23 protein-coding genes and 1 pseudogene are annotated in these 23,438 nt (G+C 27.4%); 23 read left to right on the top strand and 1 reads right to left on the bottom strand.

Features of this window, described 5'->3' with window-relative positions:
- Positions 1–3 precede the first annotated feature (3 nt).
- The 7 genes from ACZ5B9_RS09815 to ACZ5B9_RS09785 are packed head-to-tail and all read left to right on the top strand — an operon-like array spanning position 4 to position 5,286.
- On the top strand, positions 4–1,158 hold the full coding sequence (locus ACZ5B9_RS09815; protein WP_464422436.1) for a phospholipase D-like domain-containing protein: 1,155 nt from the start codon (positions 4–6) through the stop codon (positions 1,156–1,158).
- 27 nt (positions 1,159–1,185) lie between these two features.
- Complete coding sequence (gene dcm / locus ACZ5B9_RS09810) at positions 1,186–2,148, top strand: DNA (cytosine-5-)-methyltransferase (RefSeq protein ID WP_464422435.1); 963 nt, start codon at positions 1,186–1,188, stop codon at positions 2,146–2,148.
- A 14-nt stretch (positions 2,149–2,162) separates the two neighbouring features.
- Positions 2,163–3,605 (top strand): adenylosuccinate lyase, encoded by a 1,443-nt coding sequence (gene purB, locus ACZ5B9_RS09805; protein ID WP_464422434.1) that lies wholly within the window; start codon positions 2,163–2,165, stop codon positions 3,603–3,605.
- A complete protein-coding gene (locus ACZ5B9_RS09800; protein WP_464422433.1) occupies positions 3,605–4,159 on the top strand; it encodes a hypothetical protein in 555 nt (184 codons plus the stop codon). Before purB ends, ACZ5B9_RS09800 begins: the two co-directional genes overlap by 1 nt.
- 15 nt (positions 4,160–4,174) lie before the next feature.
- Entirely contained in the window at positions 4,175–4,327 is a 153-nt protein-coding gene (locus ACZ5B9_RS09795) for a cytochrome B6 (RefSeq protein WP_146996249.1), read from the top strand.
- A gap of 2 nt (positions 4,328–4,329) precedes the next feature.
- Positions 4,330–4,467, top strand: a complete 138-nt coding sequence (locus ACZ5B9_RS09790; protein WP_464422432.1) for a hypothetical protein — start codon at positions 4,330–4,332, stop codon at positions 4,465–4,467.
- Positions 4,468–4,479: 12 nt separating this feature from the next.
- A complete protein-coding gene (locus tag ACZ5B9_RS09785) occupies positions 4,480–5,286 on the top strand; it encodes a tetratricopeptide repeat protein (protein ID WP_464422431.1) in 807 nt (268 codons plus the stop codon).
- Between the two features lie 79 nt (positions 5,287–5,365).
- Here ACZ5B9_RS09785 and ACZ5B9_RS09780 read toward each other — a convergent pair whose 3' ends face one another.
- Positions 5,366–5,440 carry a hypothetical protein gene (locus tag ACZ5B9_RS09780; RefSeq protein WP_464423956.1) on the bottom strand — a complete coding sequence of 25 codons (75 nt, stop codon included), beginning with the start codon at positions 5,438–5,440 and terminating at the stop codon, positions 5,366–5,368.
- A gap of 178 nt (positions 5,441–5,618) precedes the next feature.
- Between ACZ5B9_RS09780 and ACZ5B9_RS09775 the strand changes: the two genes are divergently transcribed.
- From ACZ5B9_RS09775 to ACZ5B9_RS09700, 16 genes and pseudogenes are all read left to right on the top strand, one after another.
- Positions 5,619–6,110: a very short patch repair endonuclease gene (locus ACZ5B9_RS09775; protein ID WP_464422430.1), complete on the top strand. Its 492-nt coding sequence runs from the start codon at positions 5,619–5,621 to the stop codon at positions 6,108–6,110.
- A 73-nt stretch (positions 6,111–6,183) separates the two neighbouring features.
- Positions 6,184–7,089, top strand: coding sequence for a hypothetical protein (locus ACZ5B9_RS09770; RefSeq protein WP_464422429.1), 906 nt, complete (start codon positions 6,184–6,186; stop codon positions 7,087–7,089).
- A gap of 83 nt (positions 7,090–7,172) precedes the next feature.
- On the top strand, positions 7,173–7,562 hold the full coding sequence (locus ACZ5B9_RS09765; protein ID WP_006804710.1) for a hypothetical protein: 390 nt from the start codon (positions 7,173–7,175) through the stop codon (positions 7,560–7,562).
- A 115-nt stretch (positions 7,563–7,677) separates the two neighbouring features.
- Entirely contained in the window at positions 7,678–8,346 is a 669-nt protein-coding gene (locus tag ACZ5B9_RS09760) for a sakacin A production response regulator (RefSeq protein WP_464422428.1), read from the top strand.
- A gap of 12 nt (positions 8,347–8,358) precedes the next feature.
- On the top strand, positions 8,359–10,056 hold the full coding sequence (locus tag ACZ5B9_RS09755; protein ID WP_464422427.1) for a DnaJ domain-containing protein: 1,698 nt from the start codon (positions 8,359–8,361) through the stop codon (positions 10,054–10,056).
- Between the two features lie 12 nt (positions 10,057–10,068).
- Positions 10,069–11,337 (top strand): J domain-containing protein, encoded by a 1,269-nt coding sequence (locus tag ACZ5B9_RS09750; RefSeq protein ID WP_464422426.1) that lies wholly within the window; start codon positions 10,069–10,071, stop codon positions 11,335–11,337.
- Positions 11,338–11,373: 36 nt separating this feature from the next.
- Positions 11,374–13,188, top strand: a complete 1,815-nt coding sequence (locus ACZ5B9_RS09745) for an Hsp70 family protein (RefSeq protein WP_464422425.1) — start codon at positions 11,374–11,376, stop codon at positions 13,186–13,188.
- A 59-nt stretch (positions 13,189–13,247) separates the two neighbouring features.
- Positions 13,248–13,805, top strand: coding sequence for a DKNYY domain-containing protein (locus tag ACZ5B9_RS09740; protein WP_464422424.1), 558 nt, complete (start codon positions 13,248–13,250; stop codon positions 13,803–13,805).
- A gap of 110 nt (positions 13,806–13,915) precedes the next feature.
- Positions 13,916–15,004 carry a DKNYY domain-containing protein gene (locus ACZ5B9_RS09735; protein WP_464422423.1) on the top strand — a complete coding sequence of 363 codons (1,089 nt, stop codon included), beginning with the start codon at positions 13,916–13,918 and terminating at the stop codon, positions 15,002–15,004.
- A 51-nt stretch (positions 15,005–15,055) separates the two neighbouring features.
- Positions 15,056–18,340, top strand: a complete 3,285-nt coding sequence (locus tag ACZ5B9_RS09730; RefSeq protein ID WP_464422422.1) for a DKNYY domain-containing protein — start codon at positions 15,056–15,058, stop codon at positions 18,338–18,340.
- 61 nt (positions 18,341–18,401) lie between these two features.
- Positions 18,402–20,210 carry a DKNYY domain-containing protein gene (locus tag ACZ5B9_RS09725; RefSeq protein WP_464422421.1) on the top strand — a complete coding sequence of 603 codons (1,809 nt, stop codon included), beginning with the start codon at positions 18,402–18,404 and terminating at the stop codon, positions 20,208–20,210.
- Between the two features lie 124 nt (positions 20,211–20,334).
- On the top strand, positions 20,335–20,520 hold the full coding sequence (locus ACZ5B9_RS09720) for an AAA family ATPase (RefSeq protein WP_464422420.1): 186 nt from the start codon (positions 20,335–20,337) through the stop codon (positions 20,518–20,520).
- Positions 20,511–20,963 (top strand): annotated as a pseudogene (locus ACZ5B9_RS09715) (PD-(D/E)XK nuclease domain-containing protein); the annotation flags it as partial. The gene ACZ5B9_RS09720 and the pseudogene ACZ5B9_RS09715, both read left to right, overlap by 10 nt.
- 143 nt (positions 20,964–21,106) lie before the next feature.
- Complete coding sequence (locus ACZ5B9_RS09710; protein WP_464422419.1) at positions 21,107–21,508, top strand: flavodoxin; 402 nt, start codon at positions 21,107–21,109, stop codon at positions 21,506–21,508.
- Entirely contained in the window at positions 21,465–22,652 is a 1,188-nt protein-coding gene (locus ACZ5B9_RS09705; RefSeq protein WP_464422418.1) for an amidohydrolase family protein, read from the top strand. Before ACZ5B9_RS09710 ends, ACZ5B9_RS09705 begins: the two co-directional genes overlap by 44 nt.
- 16 nt (positions 22,653–22,668) lie before the next feature.
- Complete coding sequence (locus ACZ5B9_RS09700; RefSeq protein ID WP_464422417.1) at positions 22,669–23,415, top strand: carboxymuconolactone decarboxylase family protein; 747 nt, start codon at positions 22,669–22,671, stop codon at positions 23,413–23,415.
- Positions 23,416–23,438: the final 23 nt, after the last annotated feature.

Genomic DNA, 23,438 nt, shown 5'->3' with positions numbered 1-23,438 from the left:
AGTATGAAATCTTCTTTTTTTGAGAGACAAAGTAAAGGAGATAAAGAAAAATATATTGAGTTGCTGAAAATAACAGGCTCTTTGTCAAATTTATTTTCAGAAAGTGAAAATCCGTTTTTATACTACAGGGCAATGGAAAATATATTTTGTATATCATTTGGTGCAAATAATCTTTCAAGAAGCGATATATCAGTAGATGCTGGTAAAAATGGCATTGGAATAGGGCTAAAAACATTTTTACAAAGTAACGGAAAAACTTTCCAAAAAGTTGCAGAATTTAATAAAGAAAGTTATCTGTTACAAAAGTTAGATGGAAAAGATTTAATTTATCGAGTATCGGAAATGAGAAATGATAGAATTGAAACAACAAAAAGAATTTGTGATATAGATAAAGTAATGTATCATTTAATTACAAGAAGTAAAAATAAAATGGCTATTTATGAAGAAAATATGGATTTTATTGATATAAATAAAATTAAAATTTTAAATCAGAAAAATAGCACAATTCATTTTACTGATAATATTCATGAATATAATTTTAGTTTGTCAAAAACTACATTATTAAAAAGATTTGACACATCTTTAAATAAAAAAATAATAGATTTTGAAGTAAAAATAATTGAAAATCCGTTTGATTATTTATTGAATCTGAAACAAAAGGATTATTTTGAAAATACAAAAATGAAAGATAAAATTGTGGATTACATAGTTTTACCTCTGTATAGTCCAAGAAGTGGAAAAGTCGAAGAATGTTCGGGATTAAATCAGTGGAATGCTGGAGGGCGACAAAGAAATCTTGACGAAGTTTATATAAATTTTCCAATTTGGATTCATAAAGCAAAAGAAGGATTTTTTGAATATAATACAGGAGATCATAAAACATCTTCTTTTGATGTAAAATTACCAAATGGAAAAATTTTGAGCATGAAAATTGCACAGCAAAATGGGAAAGCTTTAATGAGTAATCCGAATAAAGCACTAGGAAAATGGATATTGAGAGATATTTTAAAAATTCCTTATGAAAAATTAGTTAAAAAAGAAGATTTAGATAAAATAGGAATTGATAGTGTGAAATTGTCTAAAACAGAAAATGGGAAATATTTGTTAGATTTTTGTAAGTTAGGAAGTTATGAAGATTTTTTTGAGAAAAATAACTGAAATAAAGAAGAAAAAGGGGAAATTGAAATGAAAGTAGCAGGTTTTTTTAGTGGAGTTGGTGGAATAGAATTGGGATTTGAGCAAGTTGGATTTAATGTGATTTATTCCAATGAAATTGATAAAAATGCCGCAAAAACCTTTTTAAAGAATAATAATTCAAAACTGGCTGTAGATGATATACATAATGTGAAAAGTACTGATGTACCTGATACAGATGTTATTGTTGGCGGTTTTCCGTGTCAAGCATTTTCAATAGCTGGATATAGAAAGGGTTTTGAAGATGAGAGAGGAGAAATATTTTTTCAGCTGGCTAGAATTATAAAGGACAAAAAGCCAAGAGTAATTTTTATAGAAAATGTAAAAAATTTGGCAACGCATGATAATGGCAATACATTTAAAGTTATAAAAGAAACTTTGGAAAGTTATGGCTATCACTTAAAAAAATTAATTCTAAACGCAAGTGGGTATGGAAACGTTCCACAAAACAGGGAGCGGATATACATTATAGGTTTTCGTAAAAAAGAAGATTATGATAATTTTGAAGATATAAAGCCATTGAAATTAGAGAAAAAAATAGGCGATATTATTGATTTTGATAAAAAAGTTGATGAAAAATATTATTATAGAAAAGAAAAAAATATTTTTTATGATAAGCTGGAAAAAGAAATAACTAAAAAAGATACTATTTATCAATGGAGGAGAAAATATGTAAGAGAAAATAAATCCAATTTATGCCCCACATTAACAGCAAATATGGGAACTGGTGGACATAACGTTCCATTAGTTTTAACAAAATACGGAATTAGGAAATTAACCCCAAAAGAATGTTTTTTATTTCAGGGTTATCCAGAAGATTTTGAATTGCCAGAAAATTTGGCACAGAGCCATTTGTATAAGCAGGCCGGTAATTCGGTAGTTGTACCAGTAATAAGAAGATTAGCGGAAAATATAAAAAAAGCAATAGAAAAAACAGATAATAAAATTAAGTAGGAGGAATTGAGAAAATGGAAAATATGAGTATATATTCAAATCCGTTGGCGGAAAGATATTCGAGTAAGGAAATGTTGCATATTTTTTCACCTGAGTTTAAATTTAGAACTTGGAGAAAGTTATGGATAAATTTGGCTGAGGCTGAGAAGGAACTTGGGCTTGATTTTATTACGGATGAGCAGATTGCAGAACTTAAAAAATTTAAAGATGATGTGAATTTTGAAGTTGCGGCCGAATTTGAGAAAAAATTGAGACACGATGTGATGGCTCATGTTCATACTTATGGAGAACAAGCGAAAAATGCAAGAAAAATTATTCACTTGGGAGCGACAAGTGCGTATGTTGGAGACAATACTGATTTGATTCAAATTAAAGAAGGATTACTTGTTATTAAAAGAAGAATGCTTACTTTGATTGAAAAAATGAGAGATTTTGCATTGGAATATAAAGACTTGCCAACTTTAGGATTTACTCATTTTCAGGCGGCACAGCTTACAACGGTTGGAAAAAGAGCGACATTATGGCTTCATTCTTTGCTTCTTGATTTTGAAGAGCTGGAATTCAGACTTGAAAATTTGAGATTTAGAGGAGTCAAAGGGACTACTGGTACACAGGCTAGTTTTAAAGAATTGTTTGAAGGAGATTTTGAAAAAGTGAAACAATTGGATGAACTGGTTACGGAAAAAGCTGGATTTAGTAAGAAACAAGGCGTTTCGGGGCAAACTTATGATAGAAAAGTAGATGCACAAATTTTAAATTTATTGTCGAATATTGCTCAATCTTCTCACAAATTTACGAATGATTTTAGATTACTTCAGCATTTAAAGGAACTAGAAGAGCCATTTGAAAAAAATCAGATTGGTTCAAGTGCGATGGCCTACAAGAGAAATCCGATGAGAAGTGAAAGAATTTCATCACTTGCCAAATACGTGATTTCAAGCTCACAAACAGGAGCATTAGTTTTTGCAACACAATGGTTTGAAAGAACATTGGACGATTCTGCAAGCAAAAGACTTTCAATTCCGCAAGCATTTTTAGCAGTGGACGCAATTTTGATTATTTGGCTTAACATTATGGACGGAGTTGTCGTTTATCCAAAAGTAATTGAGGCAAATATTCAAAAGGAATTACCATTTATGGCAACCGAAAACATCATTATGGAATCAGTTAAAAAAGGAATGGACAGACAAGAAGTTCACGAAATTATAAGGGAACTTTCGATGGAAGAAACAAAGGAAATTAAATTGAACGGAAATCCTAACAGACTAATTGACAGAATTATAAAAGACGGTAGATTAGGGTTGAAAGCAGAAGATATGGAAGGAATCTTGGTTTCAGCTAATTATACTGGATTTGCTGGGAAGCAGACTGAGGATTTTGTGAAGAATGAGATTAATCCGATTTTGGATAAATATAAGGATGAGATTGTTGAAGATAGGGAGGAATTGAGGGTTTAATGAAAAATAATATAATTGATTATGAAAATTCTTGGAAAAGGAAAAATGAAGAAAGAGAATATTTTAATTCAGAATTTTTGAATAAAATAAATATCAAAAAATATAAAGATGAAATTGAAAAATTTGATGCTTTAGCTATAAAAAATCGTGCAAAATATAAAATTTCTAAAAAAACAATTGACGAAATAAAGGATTACTGTTTTTTATATTTGCCAATGCTTACAGGAATGGAAAAGGAAGCAGTTGGTGAACTGTTAAATGAAAAATACAATATTGATGAAATGGAAATAGACATTCCAAATAAATTGTTTTTTGAAGATGAAGAAGTAAAAAATGAGCAGAAACATTGGTTTCAAATGTATAAAATGTTATTTGGAAAAACAGAAATTGAAGAGTTTAAAAAAGAAGATTTGATTCCAATTGCGGAAGACGATGAATATATGTTATTCATTGAAAGAAGAACTGGAGAAGTGTATATTAATATTTATGAATTATTCTTTTTTTGTGCAATTTCTGATAGTTTTGATGAATTTTTAGATGCGATTAAAAAATAAGCAAAAGGTGATTTTATGAAATTTATAAAAAAATGGAAATTACTATTTTTATTGGTGTTTTGCATTACAATGTTAAATTCCTGTGCAGTGGTACTGGGAACAGCAATATTGGCACCGACAGCACTAATAGGAGGAGCATGTATAGTTGATCCAGGAAAATGTCCGTAAGGATGTGGAAAAATGAAGAATACAAAGAAAAATATCTGAAAATTTTGAAAGATAGGATTGAGAGGGTTTTTAATTATGAAGAAGAGAATATTTCAGTGCAGATAGAAGTTACTGAGAAAAATAAAAAATATATGAAATAAGGAGATGATGCAGTGAAAAGAAAGTTATTATTAATTTTTTTAGTCTTGATATTGTCTTTTAACATTTTTTCAAATACAAATTCTAAAGAAAAGTTTAAATTGGCAAAAACATATTTAGATCAGAAAAATTATAGGGAAGCTGAAAAAATATACTTGGAATTGGCTAGGGAAAAAGATATTCATGCGATATATAATTTAGGTTATCTTTATATGGAGCAAGGAAAAATAGTGGAAGGTGAAAAATATTATAAAATGGCTGCTGATATGGGGTATGATGATGCGATGTATAATCTAGCGATGTTTTATGATAGACAAAAAGATTTTGTTAAAGAAAAATTATATCTAGAAAAATTAGCTGTGAAAAATCAAAATGATGCAATATTCCAATTGGCTATAATTTACAGGCAGGAAGGAAACTATCAGAAGGCAGATGAACTTTATAAAAAATTATTAAAAGCAAAATATCAAGAAAGTGAAGTTTTTTATAATTTAGGAGTTTCTTGTTATTATCAAAAAAAATACGATGAAGCAGAAAAATATTTTTTAAAAGCAATAGAATTAGGTAATAATGATGATCCAAAATATAATTTAGGTATCTTATATAAAGTTCAAGGAAAATTTACACAAGCTAAAAAATATTTAATACCACTTGCTCAAAAAGGAAAAATAGATGCAATGATAAATACGGGAGCAATTTATCGAGATGAAAAAGATTATAAGAATGCTAAAAAATATTATAAAATGGCGATGGATAAAGGTTCACGAGAAGCAGAGGTGGAATACAACACTATATTGATAATGGAAGAACACGGATTATAATATTTTATAAATTGCAATATTAATTGAGACATTTTACCAATTTTTTATATTCTTTAACAAGGGGAAATCCCCTTGTCTTTTATGTTAAACCAAAATTTTGAACATCTAAAATTTTATAAAAGACAGTATATTTTAATTTTTGTAGACTTTCAATAATAGTTTTAAAAGTTTCTTTATCATCAATGGTTACTAATTCCTTTAAAAATGCTCTAGGTAGTTTTTTTCATAAAATTAACCGATAAATGATTTTTCTTTACAGAAAAATAGTTTCATGTTATTATTTATTAGATAATCTATTATTTAAAATATCTAAGAAAGTACTTATAGTAAAAATGAAAAAGAAAGCCCCTCTTACAAGAAGCCAGAACATGGCAAGAATAAAATCCAAAAATACAAAACCTGAAATTTATATCCGGAAATTGCTTTATAAGATGGGATATAGATACAGAGTAAACTATTCACAGCTTCCAGGAACACCTGATATTTTTATTTTGAAATATAATACTGCGATATTTGTAAATGGATGCTTCTGGCATAGGCATGAAAATTGTAAAATTGCAACTTTTCCTAAGACACATGCTGAATATTGGGAAAAGAAGTTTAGGAGAAATGTAGAGAGGGATATTGAGGTTCGTGAGAAGCTTTTTGAAATGGATATTAGTGTTATTACGATTTGGGAATGTGAAATTAACAGGATGAGAAAAAATGAAGAATACAAAGAAAAATATCTGAGAGTTTTAAGGGACAGGATTGAAAGAGTCTTTAATTATGAAGAAGAGGATATTTCAGTGCAGATGGAGATTGCAGAAGAAAGCATGCAATAAAATAATTGAAATTTGGTTAATTTGTACTGAAATGGCTTTGAAATAATTTGACAAAAACTAGGAGGAATTTTTTGTGAATAAGAATTTAAGCGAGTTTGAAAACAAATTGCCTAGTGTATTAGAATACGATACACAGCAGCTTTTGGATTATTATTATGAAAGTCCAGAAAAAATGAAGATTGCAGAAGTATTTTCTGAATTTCTGTCGGAAAAAGGAATAAAAGTGGAATTGAAGGAAATAGGAGAATATCAGTATATTTATGAGATTGAAACTGGATATTACTTATTGCCTTTATTTGTCGGAGGCGGAACCACTGATAAAAGAATGTCGGTGAGCATCAATGTTCATCTTTTTCACGAAAAATATTTTCCTGAAGGAATGAAAAATTGGAATGGATCTCAAATGAATCTTAATTATAAAGATTCCTTGGTACAGGCTTTTGAAAATTGGTTCAATTATGACAGGCTGAATTATTTAAAATTAGTAAATCCTGATAAAACAGATTTGAGAAGAATAAAAATTAATGGAAAGAAAAAAATCATTGTTTCTGGAAATGTAAAAACAATATATAACTATGCTGAAGAAAAATATCAAGAAAAAGAAAGAGAAGAAAATTTTGGTAATTTGAGGGAAATGGATAGAGGACATGAGGGAGATTTTGCCTTTACGATGGCTGAAGTTTTGTTTGATAAAATGATACATTGTGGTTATAATGTCAAATTAATGGATGATTGGGTGTATGATTTTGATAATGAGTGCTATTTACTTCCTTTGCTGTCAACGAAAGACTATAAAACTATTCCGCACAATGATATTTATCAGGTTGTTACTACGATACAAGTTCATAATAAAAAATATTTTCCAAAAGGGAAATTATATATTCAAAAATTGACAGGCGAACCGCTTTATGATGCAATTTGGATAAATTATAGAAACTGGATAAATAATGACTATAAAAAGTTGTGTGAAAATATTTAAATAGAAATAAACTTTTAAAGTATTAGTAACATAAGAATCATTGAAAAAGATAAATAATCAGAATAAGAAAGAAGGAGGGTTTAATGGCAATTAAAGGGAAAGAGGAATTAAAAAAACTGAATACTTTGCAAGTAAAGTTACAAAGTGAGATTGAAGCTATAAAAATAGAAAGGGAAATTCTGAATAATAAACTTCAAAGTGCTGAAAGAAATTTAGGAAAAATACGAGAAGAAATAAAAAAATTAAAGGAAGGGAACAAAATAATCGTTTCAGAACACGCAATGCTGCGTTACATAGAAAGAGTCTTGGGAATTGATTTGAAAGAAATTGAGAGACGCATTTTGACTGATGAAGTAAAGGAGCAGTATAAAATAGTTGGAAATGGGAGATTTCCCATTAATGATGAATTTAGGGCATTGATAAGGGATAATGTTGTTGTTACCATAACAGGAGTTGAAAAAAATAAACAATAAAAATAATGAAGCTATATATTTTTTCTATTTGCAATGGAGAAAGTGTATAGTTTTTTATTTTAATAAAATATGTTATAATTTTAAAAATAAAAATTAAACGAAAAGGATGATAAATATGAATAAAAAATTTAATTACAAGCCATTAATTGAATATACAGACTATGCTGGGAGAAAATATATTAAACCTGAAAAAGCAGGAGATTTGAAGGAAGATATGGAGCTTTTTAGGAAAAATGGACAGGCTGCACGAAAGATTTTTACTGAAATAGCTAAATCTGTGGAAGAAAATGTGGAAGGATTTCATTTGCAGAAAGTTAGCAGCTGGATGAATCAAGGACAGGTTGCAAGACCTTATCTTTGGGTGTTTTTGAAGCAGGATGGAGATACTGAAAATGAATCTGGAATTGCACTTAGAGTCTTTAAAAATGAGAAAACTAAAAAAGTCGGAATTTCGATGGAAGTGAGTTTTGTTGAACGTAAAATTGGAGAAAATACTCTTGAAAGACAGAATAAGGTTTTAGACTTGCCAATTAAGAAGCCACTTTATTATTTTGTGCAGTTTTCAAAAAGTAAGGAAAACTGTATGCTGGATAGAATTGAAGGAAGTGAAAAAAATAGGGAAAAATTGCTTGAAGATATGAAAGAGAAAAATATCAGAAAAGTACTTGTTAAATTTGATGTGGAAGAAATTGAAAAATTTGAAAATCTTGAAGATTTGACAAAAGAATTTTTAAAAGGCTTTAAATTGCTGATGCCATTTTATTTGAAAACCAAGGAAATTTAGGAGGTAATGATTTTGAATTTTTCAGAAGCATTTAAAATACTGGAAATAAATCCGACAAATGATAAAAAGAAAATAAAAGTTGCTTATTCCAAGATGTTGAAAAAATATCATCCTGAAGATTTTCCTGAGATGTTTATGAAAATTAATGAGGCTTACGAAAAAGCTTTGGGATATGCAGAAAATAATTTTTCTGAAAATTTATATAAAAATACTGAAAATTTTAAAAAAACAGAAGAAATGAAAGAGAGTGATTTTTCAGATATTTTTGATTCAAAAAAATTTGAGAAAAAAGAAGATAAATTTACTGAAACATCTGAAGAAAGACAGTCAAAGGAAAAGTTTTTTGAAAAAAAAGATAGTAAAAATAAATATGAAAAACTTAATATTTTTGAATACTTAAAAAATTCTATGCGGACAGAGGATAGATTTACAGAAGCGTTTAAAATACTAGAAATGGAACCTACAACTAATAAAGAAAAAATAAAAAAGAAATATAAAGAGCTATTAAAGAGGTATCATCGCAACCATCTTGAAAATTATGATGAAATATTTAGCAGAATTAACGAGGCTTACGGAATTGCTTTGGGATTTGAGCAATCGAATTTTAATGAATATGAAGGGGATTCTATTGAGGATATATTTGATAATTTTTTTAATTCTGGCAATAATTCAAGCGATAAAAGTTTTTTTGGAAAAACACAAGATTTTTCAAATAGTTTTGATGAAAATGAAATAACGAACAAATCAATATCTGAGTGGTTAGGACGGCTTAAAAATCTTCTTTTATCTGAAAAACGTCCATTAACAGAATATCGAGAAATTTTACGTGATTTTCATTTTAATTTTGATGTTTCGGAAAAAAATCAAATTAGAGAAATTTTACAAAAAAATGGATTACGTGGTTATGCTTGGAGAAATATAACGAGAATTGAAATGGAACTTTTAATTTATAATCTAAATAATTCTAATATGAATGCAGATATTTTAGGGGAAACTTGGGTAGATACTGGTAAAAGTGAAAATGTAAGTTTAGATGAAATTGTAAAAAATATTGTAAGTGAAAATTTTTCAGAAAATGAAAAAGGATATGAAAAATTTATCAAGGATTATTTTAATATTAAAATTTTTAGATTATTTGGAAAGAATATTGCGTTATACCCTTACAGAGATATAGAGCAAGTAGGCACAACTTTTAAATTTATAACTTATAAAATACGAAATGAATATGTTGATGTTAATAAATATATAGAAATTTTTGATAGAGAACAAAAAAATAATAAGAAAGTAGGAATAAGTTTACGCATAACGCCTTATTTATGGAGTATTTTTGGTGCGATAGTTTTATTTTTATTCTTTTTAAATCCTATTGTTGACTGGTACATAGGGATTCTGGGGACTATTTTTTTCATAATTTTAGACTGGGTTAATATAGCTAGGGAAAAAGAATTTGAGTGGAGTATGCAGTATGGGTATTCAAGTTATTTGTCAATCTTAATGAGTATAATGTTTGTTGTAAATCTTATTGTTATTGGCAATGCAGAATATGAATCCTTAATTATACCATTTTTACTATATTCACAGTTAATATTTCAATTTGTATTTTTTAATATCATTTTGTTTGTAAAAATGGTAGTAACTACAAATATAAGATATAAACGCCTAAGAAAATTTTCAAAACAAATTCTAGATACGTTTATTTTAGAAAAGTAAGGAGTGGTAATTTTGGAGTTTGGTGAAGCGTTTAAGATACTAGAAATAGAGCCGACAGATGATAAGAAGAAAATAAAAGTTGCGTATTCCAAGATGCTTAAAAAATATCATCCTGAGGATTTTCCTGAGATGTTTATGAGAATTAATGAGGCTTATGAGAAAGCATTAGAGTATGGAGGAGAGGATTTTCAGGAAGAGTTTTTTGGAAATGAAGAAGAATTTGAAGAATATGAATATGAAGGATTTTCTAATGAATATAATATAGAAATAACTAATGATGAAGATGAGGAGTTTTCTAATATTTTTAGTGGGGAATTGGAGAAAGTTGAGAAGAATGTAGATAATTGGATAGAGGCATTTGGGAAATTGTTGAATGGGGAGAAAATGTTTTTTGGAAGTTTGAGATTTTTGATGGAGGAGTTTGATAGCTTTGGTAAAGAAGAGAAAAGAAGAATTAAGGAAATTTTGAATTTGGAAAATGACAATTATGAGAATAATGTGATTTTACAGTCTAAAAATATTACTAAATTTGAGAAAGATTATATTTTTCTGCACTTGATAAAAGATAAAACAAAATTTCAGAAAATAGAGGAACTTTATAGAAGTAATGAGAAATCTGAAAGAAATAAGGCAGTTGAAATTTTTGTAGAAAATTATTTCAATGTAAAAAAATGGGGAATATTTGGGTTTTTTATATTTTGGAACATTTATCCTAAAAGCTGCAAGAACGGGAAATTGCATCATTTACTGTTTTTCTTAAAAAATAACGTGCCTTTTAAGAGAATTGCCTATCATTATGAAAAAATAAAGGAAATGCTTCATCGGATGGAAATTTTTCAGGATGATGAGATACAAAATCAGGAAACTGGGTTGTTTGGAATTGTATTTATTCTTAGCAGTTTAATGGTAGTTTTTATATGGATTTTTAGCCTGCCTGTAATAACGGATATGATGCCTGCTGAATATGAAGATGTTTTGACGACTTTTGGAATAGTGAAAACTTTTTCAATTATACTGGCAGTTGCTAGAAGTTATTATGATATTATGCTTGCAAAACGTGGAAACAGCATAAATATAGCGAGCATGCTTTATATTCAGATTCTGCTGCTAGGGATCTACCTTTTTAAAATTTATTTAAAATATGAAATAATTGATTTTACACTAAATGGAACACTCGTATTCTTGTTTGCAAAATTACTGATTGTAAATAGAATAAAATACAACAGGATAAGAAATTATGCAAAAGATATATTGGATAGTGTTTCTTTTGATATTTTATAAAAAACTTAAAAAATTTATTGTTGAAGGAGAATAAAAATGGGAAGAATGATTGGAATTGATTTGGGGACAACAAATAGTTTGGCGACATATATTGATGATAATGGGGAAATACAGTTTGTAAAAAATGAATATGGGAATATTTTGATTCCGTCTGTTGTGGGAATTGATGAAAATGATGGAATAATAGTGGGAGAACTGGCGAAGGAAAGAAGAATGATGAATGCTGGGGAAACTGCGAGCAATTTTAAAAGAAGGATGGGAACGGAAGCAAAAATTAAAGTAAAGAATAGAACTTTTGATGCACAAATGCTTTCTTCATTTGTACTGAAACATTTAAAGGAAAATGCTGAAAAGCAGCTCAATGAAAAGATAGACAGGGCAATAATAAGCGTACCTGCATATTTTAATGATAAACAGAGAAAAGATACTAAAATAGCGGCGGAACTGGCAGGACTTACAGTGGAAAGGCTTATAAATGAGCCAACAGCTGCGGCATTGTCGCTTGGAAGCCATATTTTAGATCAGAATTTGAAGTTTATAGTGCTTGACTTGGGTGGAGGGACATTTGATGTTACTTTGCTTGAAACATTTGAGGATATTATGGAAGTAATTTCGATAAGTGGGGATACGATGCTTGGTGGAGAGGATTTTACTACCAAAATATGTGAAATTTTCTTGAAAAATATAGGATTATCAATATCTGACTTGAGCCGTGATGAAAGAACAAAACTGTACACAAAGGCAGACAGGGCAAAAAAACTGATAAGTTTAAAAGATGTGGAAATTGAACTGGAAATTAAAGGAAAAGACTATAAAGCAGAAATTACACAGGCAGATTTCAGGGTGGCTGTAAAACCATTGCTTGTAAAAATGAAAGTTGCGATTGACAAGGCTTTGCAGGATGGAAATACGGATGCAAGAGAAATTGAGAAAGTTGTGCTAGTCGGCGGGGCTGTAAAATTAGGAATTGTGGAAGAATTTGTGGAAAAGTATTTTAATAAAATGCGTGGAGAAAAAACTTATTTTGACAATACTGATTTTATTGAAGGCAATAAACTCGTGTCAATAGCTCAAAATCCTGATACTGTCGTAGCTTACGGCGTTGGTGTAACTGTGGGAATGAAGGAGAGAAACAAGGCATTTAAGGAAAGAATTTTGACAGATGTGTGTCCTTTTACACTCGGAATTGAAGTAATTGGGCAGAGATTTGCACCGATTATTCCAAGGAATACAACGGTTCCTACAAGCAAGTCTGAATATTTTTCAACAGCAGAAGACAATCAGACAATAATAAGAATCGCAATTTATCAAGGGGAAAGCTTGAATATAAATGATAATCTATTTTTGGGAGAATTTGAAATAAATGTTCCAAGAAATAATGCAGGAAATGAAAAAGTGAACGTAAGATTCACTTACGATATAAATGGGATCTTAGAGGCAGAAGCAACTGCAATAAGTACGGGAGAAAAGAGAAATAAATTAATTATAAATGGCGATTTATCCGAAGAAGAAAAAAATGAAAGAATAAAAACATTGGAAGAAATAAAAATTCAGTCAGAAAATCAAAACAAAGATAAATTGCTGATTGAAAGAGCAAACCGAATTTATGCAGAAATAGTAAATACAGAAATCAGAAACTACATTTCAGAATATTTGGAAAATTATCAGATGATTGTAAGAACTGGCGATAGAATACGTATTCAAAAAGTAAAAAAAGAGTTTTCAGCTTTTCTTGATAAAATAGATCCAGAACTGAACGACTTGAGTGTTGATGATATTTTGAGAGATATTGACGAAAAAGAAGAAGATGGTGCTGTGGAAGAGGAAGATGAACTGGAGTTTTGGAATTAGAAAAATAAATCTATTTTAATTTTTTGATGAGTTTATGAAAAAATAAAAGGAGTAGATGTATGAAAATAAAAAATTTGTTAAGAATTTTGTTATTATTTATTTTATTGGGAAGTATTGTAAATGCTGAGTATTTGAAAGAAAATGGAAGAATTTATTTTGTTGATAACAAAGATGGGACTAAACAAGAGGTAAAGGATGTAGATTTTAAGACTTTTGAAATTTTTGAGAAGGATTATAATTTTGCAAAAGATAAAAATAGTGTTTATTATAAAAATAAAAAATTAAATGGAATAAGTTCGGATAACTTTAAATATTTTGACGGTGGATTATCAGAAGGGATTTTTGTAGATAAAAAAGGAATTTATATACTTTCAGAAAATAAAATAATTCAGCTTGATAGTAAAGGAGTAGATTTGAAAAGTATTCAAAGAATTGATAATTCAAATTATTTTAAGGACAAAAATGGAGTTTATTATATGGATTGGGAAAAATTTGTAAAAGTAAAGGGTGCAGATAAAAATAGTTTTAGAATAGTGACTCCTTGGGGATATGGACAAGATAAGAATAAACGTTATTTTTACTATCCAGAGAGAGATAAAAAAGTTTTGACAAGATAAAAGATGAATAAAGATTAAATTATAAAAAATTATTTTATTCGGATTATTGAGAAAAATAGAGAATTTATTGAAAATATGGAAATAAAAAAATTTAAAAAGGAGGAGTGATTATGAAAATTAGGAAAAATTTATTAAAAATTTTGATTTTATTTATTTTGGCAGGAAATATTGTGAATGCAGAATACATAAAAAGAAATGGAGAAATTTATTATCGGGAGTGGATGGAACAAAAGCCGAAATTATTAAAAAATATAGATAAAAAATCATTTGAAATATTGGAAAATGATTTTGCAAAAGATAAGAATAATATTTATTATCAAGGGGAAAAAATTGAAAAAATAGACCCTAAAAGTGCTAAAATATTTGGAAGCCATTTTGTGAAGGATGAGAAAATTGTTTTTGATGCTTATGAAAAAAAAGAATTGAAAGATGTGGATATAAAGACACTTAAATCAGTTGGAGATTATTATTTTAAAGATAAGAACAATGCTTATTTTGATATGAAAAAAATTGATGAGAAAGTTGATTTAGAGACGTTTGTTTATTTGGACGATTTTTATGCGAAAGACAAGAATAATCTATATTTTCGTGAGCAAAAAGTGAAAGGGATAAGTCCGAATAATTTTAAGTTTTTGACTTCATTAAGCAGTGTTCCCGACAATATCATTAAAAGCGGGAATGATTTTTATCTTGTTTATGAAAATAATTCGAATGAAAAAATATATGCGAAAAAAATGGATTTTCCAATTGACAAGGATACTTTTGAAAGTTTTTCCATGAGAGTTTATAAAGATAAAAACAATTTTTATTATTACGATGAAACTGATGATATAAAAAAGGGAAAAACGCTTATTAAATTTAAAAATGAGGCTGATATAAAAACACTTAAATTTTTGAAGGAAAAAAATGGTGAAAAAAGTGATGAATATATAAAAGATGAAAAGAATGTCTATTATGTGGATGAAGAAAATGTAGAGATAAAAAAGATAGAAAATGCTGATTACAAAACCTTTCAAGTTATTGAATACTTATATGCAAAGGATAAAAACAATGTTTATTATAAAGGGAAAAAGTTAAATAATATTAATCCAAATTACTTTAAAATTGTAGATAATGAAATAAAATATAATAATGAATTTTATAAAATTGATGAAAATATGAATCTTATAAAAAAAGAGAATAAAAGATTGATAAAATAAAAAAGTATTTTATTTACTAAAAATTAAAACTTATAAAAAAGGAGTAGGTACATGAAAAGAAAAAATTTATTAAAAATATTAACTTTATTTATCCTGGCAGGAAGCATTGCAAATGCAGAATATCTGAAAGAAAATGGCGAAATTTATTATCAAATACCGTATTATGAGATTAAGTCGAAAGTAAAAGATGTGGATATTGAAAGTTTTGAACCTTTAAGGGAAGATAGAGGTCTTATTGGTGATTATTATGCAAAAGATAATAAAAGTGTTTATCGTTTTGGTAAGAAACTTAAAGATGTTTTGCCTGAAGAATTTGAAATAGTAAAAGAAAATTATGTAAAAGATAGTAAAAATGTATATAAAATTGAATCTGAGATTACAGATATTATACCAATATTTTCAGATAATAAAATAAATACGAAAAAAATATCTGTAGACGGACTTGATGTTAAAACTTTTAGAGCTTTAGAAAATAGCAAAGATGTTGCGAGCATAGATTATTTTGTTGATAAAAATAATATTTACTATGCCTATGAGAATTTGGAAAAGATACAAGGAGCAGATAAAAATTCTTTTGAGGTTTTGGGTTATTATATCGCAAAAGATAAAAATAATGTTTATTATAATGGTAAAAAAATGGAAAATGTGGATTCTAAGAGTTTTAAAAATTTTGGTGATTTTATAGGAAAAGATAAAAATAGAGTTTTTTACATTACAGGAAATGAGGATATCAAAGATGTTGATGCAAAAAGTTTTGAGATAATGGGAGATACTCGTTATTTTAGAGATAAAAATAATATTTTTGTTATTAAATACAGTAATGATTTTCCTGATGGAGAAGGTTTTATAAAATTACCAAATATTGATAGGAACAGCTTTATTACTTTGAGTGAGGAAATTGGAAAAGATAAAAATGGAGTTTATTATATTGGTGAAAAAATAAACGGAATTAATCCGAATAATGTTAGAGTTATTGAAGAAATGGGACAGGATAATTATATTCTTCAAAGCGAAAATAATTACTATTTGACATTTAATAGCAATAGTGACTTGTATGACAGAAAAAACGATAAAATTGAAGCAAAAAAAATAAATAATTTGAACATTGATTTTAGTACATTTAAGTATTTTGGAATTTTGAACTACTATAAAGATAAAAATAGTTTTTATTATCATTCAGATAATGATTTAAAAAAAATCAAAAGTGAAATCGATGATAAAAGTGCTGAAAAAGTACTTGAATTAAATGATTTTGTAAAAGATAAAAATAATCTGTATTATTTTTCTAATGGAAAAATTAATAAAATAAATTTGAATATTGATGTAAACAGTTTAGTATTTTTGGATAATAACAGTTCTTCTTACAGCAGTTATATAAAAGACAGAAATAACGTATATTTTGTAGATAATAAAAACGGGAAAGTGAAAATAGTAAAAAATGCTGATAAAAATACATTTCAAATTGTAAACGGAAATTATGGGGTAGATAGGAAAAATGTTTATTATAACGGAGAAAAGCTAGATTCTGTTGGTATAGAAGGACTTAAAATTTTTGATGATAATTACTTAAAGGATAATAAAAATGTTTATGAAATCTATATGACAGATGATGAAAAAATAAAAATAAGAGCAATAAAAAATTTAAACATTGATGTGGCAAGTTTTGAGAATATTTTAAAAGAAGCATTTTATAAAGATAAAAATTCGGTTTATTATGTTGATATGACTGAAGATAAACAGGAATTAAAAAAACTGGAAGGAGCAGATGCTGACACATTTGAGCTGGGAATTTTTTCAAAAGATAAAAATAGCGTATTTATTGATAAACAGAAGTTAAAAGGGGTTAGTCCGAAAGGATTTGAAATTTTGGATAAAAATAGGTTTCAATTTATAAAAGATTACAAGAATATTTACTATTTGAGTGAAAATGAGAATGGTACGACTTACACACCAGTAGTACTGAATATAAATGGAGTAGATATTTCAACATTTGAACTTGTTGAAAATTCTTCTATGGGAATTCATGCATATTTTAAAGATAGCAGAAATGTTTATTTTTTTACGACATCCAATGCTAGTAATATAATAGAAATTAGAAAAGTAAATGGAGCAGATCCAAAAACATTTAAATATTCAGGTTACTATTACTATGGAAAAGATGATAAAAATGTCTATTTGTTTAATAAAAGAGCAAACGGAATAGATGCAAAAACTTTTGAAAAAGTAAGTTATAATATCGCAAAAGATAAAAATGGGTTATATATTTTGGAAAGTATTAATGAATTTGAAATGATAACTAAAAAATTGAAGATAGATGGATTGGACTGGAAAAGTTTTGTGAACATTGATGGCGACTATTATAAAGATAAAAATAATGTTTATTATGAATCAGATAATAATCTTTATAAAATAGAAAATGCTGATTTAAAAACTTTTGAAATTTTAGATTCAAGTTATACTGGTTATGGTAATTTTTCAAAAGATAAAGATTATATTTATCTAAATAATAAGAAATTAGAAGAAATAGATGCAAAAACTTTTGAAAAAATGCGGGCTAATCTTATAAGGGATAAAAATGGTATTTATAAAATTGAAGAAGACGAGGGAAAATACAAATTTAAAATAGTTCCAATCAATATAAAAATTGATTTCAAAAATCTAAAAAACTTAGATTTGGGATATTTTAAAGATAGCAAAAATGTTTATTATTTTGACGTGGATAAATTTGAAAAAATAGAAGGGGCAGATGCTAGTTCATTTGAAAAAGTAGAATATGCTGGTTTTTACAAAGATAAAAATTATGTCTATTTTAACGGTAAAAAGATAGTTGGAATGGATTTTAAAGATATTGAAAATAGAGATGAGGAATGGTCAATTATAGAACTGGAGGGAACGTGGATAAAATACAAAGATAACGTTTACTATAAAGGAAAAAAATTAAAAGGGATTAGTTCTGATAATTTTAGTTATTTTAATGGCGGATTATCGTATGAAATAATACTATCTGATAAAAATGGTGTTTATAAATTTACTGAAACTGAAGATAACAAAAAAACAATAGAAGTAACTCGATTAGATAGTAAAGGCATTGATTTAGAAACTCTTGAAAGAATTGAATCTCCAATGGATAGTTCCAATTATTTCAAAGATAAGAACGGCGTTTATTTTATGGATGGAAATAAATTTGTAAAAGTAAATGGAGCGGATAAAGATAGTTTTAGAGTAACAATGAGAGGAAAATATGGGAAAGATAAGAATAATGTTTATTTCGAAGGGAAGAAAATGGAAGGGAAAAATCCAGTTGACTTTGAGGAGGAAATGGAGATTAAGCAATAAAAATTATTTTATTTGAATTGTTAATAAATCAAAAACTTGAGAATAAAAAAGGAGAGTTGTTGTGAACATTAAAGGACATTTGTTAAAAATTCTATTTTTTTTTGTTTTGGTGGGGAGTATTGTGAATGCAGATATTCGTGTGATTCCTATTTATGAAATTAATGGAAACAATGTGTATTATAGAACAGAAAATGGATTAAAAAAATTGCCGAATGCAGATGCGAAAACATTTGAGATTCTGGGTTACCATGTTGCAAAAGATAAAAATTATGTTTATTATTGGGATGAAAAATTAAATAAAATAGATCCAAAAACTTTTGAAGTAGTTGAAAGATATGGTATTACAATTTTTAAAGATAAAAATGGAATTTATACTTTTGGAAAAAATTATGATAAATTAAAAGTTATAAATTTTAAAGAAAATGGGATTGATATAGATTTTAATGATTTTAAAGTAATTTCAAGTGAAAATCCAACTATTTATAGAAATAAGAATGATATTTATTTTCAAAAAGGCGAGAAAATTTTACAAATAAAAAATGTGGACGCAAAAACTTTTGAAGAAATAAATGGACGTAGCTATCTTGATAATAAATATTATAGGGATAAAAACAATGTTTACTATTTTTCTGAAGATAAAATATTGAAACTAGAAAATGCAGATAGAAACAGTGTTAATGAATTAAGTGAAAATATTTTAAAAGATAAAAATTATGTCTATTTTGAAAATCAACAAATAAAAGGTTTAGATGTTAACAGCTTTAAAGTTATTTATGAAAATAGAATATCAGAACCTGAAAATTTGATAAAGGATAAAAATGGTGTCTATTATATTGATGAAAATAAAAAAACTTTAATAAAATTTAGAAATGATGAGATAGATATAGAAAGTTTTGGAATAGCGAATGAAATGTTGGATGATTATTTCAAGGATAAAAATAATGTATATTATTTAGAGAATTATAAACTTCATAAGTTAGATGATTTGGATATTGAGACTTATCAAAATATTTCTATGACAAGATACAAAAAGGATAAAAATAATTTGTACTTTAAATGGAAAAAAGTAAAAAATGTTAATCCCAATGATGTTGAAATAATTGGAAATGACTTCATCAAAATAAAAGATACATTATATGAAATTTCTAATTTTGAAGAAAAAGAAGTTGAAATACTACCTTTAGCAGTTGATGTAAAAACCTTTGAATATATTGATAACAAGTATTATAAGGACAAAACTAACATTTATTATAATAAAAATGGAAAATTAAAAAAAATAAAAGATGTAAATTTCAAAAGTTTTGGAATACCAGAAGAAAATTCTTATTTTGGAAAAGATAAAAATAATATTTATTATAAAGGCGATAAATTAGAAAAAATAGATAGAAATAGTTTTAAAGTATTAAATGAATCTTACGATAATTCTATAATAAAAGATAAAAATGGAATTTACATATTAACTAAAGAGAGTAGCATAAAAAGAATTAAAATTGATAAAAATGTTAAGAATATTAATTTTAATAGGTTTGAAGAAATTACAAATTATCCTTATGTTTTTAAAGATAAAAATGCTGTTTATACTTTGAATACATATGATGATAAAATCGTTACTGTTTTCAGTTCTAAAGAAAATGATTATAAAATAAATGAATTAAGTGGTGTAAATCCTAATACATTTGAAATGATTGAACCTAATTATTTTAAAGACGATAAAAATGTTTACTATTTTTCAGATAAAGAAAAAATGATAAAGAAAATTAAAAATGCTGATATTAAAAGTTTTGAAATAATGAATGATGACTATGCAAAAGATAAGAATGGTGAATATTATCGTGGAGAAAAGATTAGAGAAAATAGAGGAATTAAATAGGATAAGTTTCAAAAAAATGATATAAAAAAAACAGGAATTGAAAAGAAAAAAAGGATAATATGCAGAGCAAGAAATTTACTATATCTTAAAGAAATAATTGAAAAAAGAAAGGGGCAAATTTAATATGGACATTGGGATTAAAGCAAAACTGCCAATTGGAATATCTGATTTCAAAAAAATTATCAAAAATGACTATTATTATTTTGATAAAATCAATCTAATTGAAAATATTTTAAATGATGGTTCTGAGGTAAAACTGTTTACTCGTCCGAGACGATTTGGAAAAACATTGAATATGTCGATGCTTTAAGAAAAGGAGATATTTCAAATTTCAAAAAATATCTAAAAGAAATTCTATTGGAAAATGCTGGAATATTTGATGTGAGTGGAACTTACAAAGAGCAATTTTATCATGGGTTGATGCTAGGATTAGTTTTAATTTTAAAAAATGAATATGAGATTACACCGAATAATTTTGCAGGAAAAGGGAGATATGATTTACTTTTAAAACCTAAAAATATTTTGAAAGGAAAAGAAGGAATTATTATTGAGTTGAAAATTATTAATGAAGTGAAAAATTTAAATGATAATAAAATTTATGAAAAACTTGAAAAAGAATGTGAAGTTGCATTAAAACAGATTGATGAGAAAGAATATGGTTCAGTTTTAAAAAATGCTGGAGTTGAGAAAGTTTTGAAAATTGAAATTACATTTTTGGGAAAAGAATTTGAAATAAAGTTTGAAAGAGAATAATAGGAAATAGTTTTTAAGATATGCTTTTAAAGCATAACTAATTATAAAAAATAAGTATTTGATATAATAGGATAAATATTGTAAAATAAATCATAAGAGAATAAAAAATTTAGATTTTATCTAATTTTGAGAGGTGATTTTTTATGAATAAAGTATTAGTGGCTTATTTTTCAGCAACAGGGACAACAAAAAAAGTTGCAGAAAAATTGGCAAAAGCGACTGGGGGAAATTTGTTTGAGATAAAACCGCAAGTTGAGTATACTTCAATTGAAAATGTTGTGGAAAATATTGATGATTATGATACTGTGTTTGTTGGATTTCCAGTTTGGTGGTATATTCCGCCTCGTATTATTCAGACTTTTATTGAAAAACATAATTTGAGCGGAAAAAAGATAATCACTTTTGCGACATCAGGTGGAAGCGGAATAAAAGGCTCAACAGAATTTTTGAAAAAAAATTATTCGGAATTGAATATTATTGAAGGCAAAAGATTTGGGTGGAATGAAAGCTTGGAAAGCATTGGGGCTTGGGCTAAAAAATTGTAATTTGTTGATAATTATAAACAACATATTGACAAACTCAAATGAAGCTGAAAAAGAAAGGATAAAAATGAATATAAAGGAAACAGAATCTAAAAATATAACGAGTGAAAATCCAGTAAATGATAGAATTGTGAAAATTACTGGAAAATTTATGAAAGAAAATCAAAATAATTTTAAACTGAAAGACAGAAGTGAAGTATTTTTAAATAGAAAAAAAGATTTGAAAATTGATGCTTTTACACATATTTTGACACCAAATTTTTTTAAAGACATTAAGGAATTAAATCCTAAAATTCCTCAAATGTTTGGTACATTAATAAATGAGCCTTTAGTAAATGTGGATACAAGAAGAAAATATCATAGTGAATATTCAGATGTTAAAGAAATTATTTCAATGATAAATTTTAATCCTGAAGATTTTACAAAAAATAGAGAAAAAACTTATGAAATTACAAGAAAAGCTAATGAAGAATTGATAGAAACAGTAAAAGACAATTCAGACTTATTCGTGGGAGCTATTGGAATGGTTCCGATGAATAATGTCGATGGAGCGGTAAAAATTATTAATGAACAAGTTGGTAAAAATAAAGAAATGTTTGGAATTCAGTTGTTTTCAAAGGCTCTTGGAAAGCCAATTGCAAGTGATGAATATTTGCCAATATTTGAGGCAGTGGCAAAAAATGATGTGGTAATATTTTTGCATCCTGTGTATGATATGAGTAAAAATGATAATAATATCGTATTTTCGTGGGAATATGAACAGACACAAGCTATGAATGAGATTGTAATGACTGGCATTTTTAAGAAATATCCAAATATTAAAATATTAGTTCATCATGCTGATGCTATGGTTCCGTTTTTTGCAAACCGATTGCCACTTGTGATGCCAAAAGAATATACAGATGATTTTAAGAAATTTTATGTTGACACGGCAATTATTGGAAATACAAAGGCTGTGGATATGGCAATTGATTATTTTGGGGAAGATAAGGTAATTTTTGCAACTGATGCTCCTGTGGGAATGCAGCCAGCTGGTGCAACTGTTGATGTGATAGAATCTATCGAAAATTTAAATGTAAGTGATACAATTAGATATAAAATATATCGTAAAAATTTAGAAAATATATTGAATGTGAAATTTGATTAAACAGAGGTGAAAGAAAATGAGTAAAAAAATTACTGTAGGAAGAGATTTATTAGGTAATATTGCACCAAAATTTGCACAATTGAATGATGATGTTTTGTTTGGGGAAGTTTGGGCAAGAGAGGATAAGTTGTCGGCTAGAGATAGAAGTTTAATTACGGTCACTGGACTTATGGCTGATGGAATTTTGGATAGTTCTTTGAAATTTCATTTAAAAAGTGCTTTAGAAAATGGGGTTACAAGAGAAGAATTGGCAGAGGCTGTTACACATTTAGGATTTTATGTGGGATGGCCAAAAGCCTGGGCTGTATTTCGGCTTTTGAAAGAGATCTATTCAGAAGATGGAACGGCTGATCCTGTAAGCAGCTTGTTTGGGAAAGGCGATTATAACGAGGCTTATGCAAAATATTTTAATGGGAAAACTTATCTAAAAACATTAGTTGAGCCGAATGACACTTCAAAAGTTGGTATTCATAATGTTGTTTTCGAGCCGGGAGTTATAAATAACTGGCATTCTCATTCAAATGGACAAGTATTATTGGTGACTGATGGATACGGCTGGTATCAAGAAGATGGGAAAGAAGCGATAGAATTACATCCAGGAGATATTGTGAATATTCCTAAAAATGTTAAGCATTGGCATGGAGCGGCAAAAGACAGTTGGTTTACTCATATTGCTTTGTCAGATGGCGGTTCGACTGAATGGTTTGGGATATTGTCAGAAGATGAATATGAAAAGTTGCCAAAAGCGGTGAATGCAAGATAAATTAGTATAAAAAAATTATAAAA

It is taken from the genome of Leptotrichia sp. SK-5, assembly GCF_055387215.1.
This window is presented reverse-complemented; position numbering and strand designations above follow the sequence as displayed.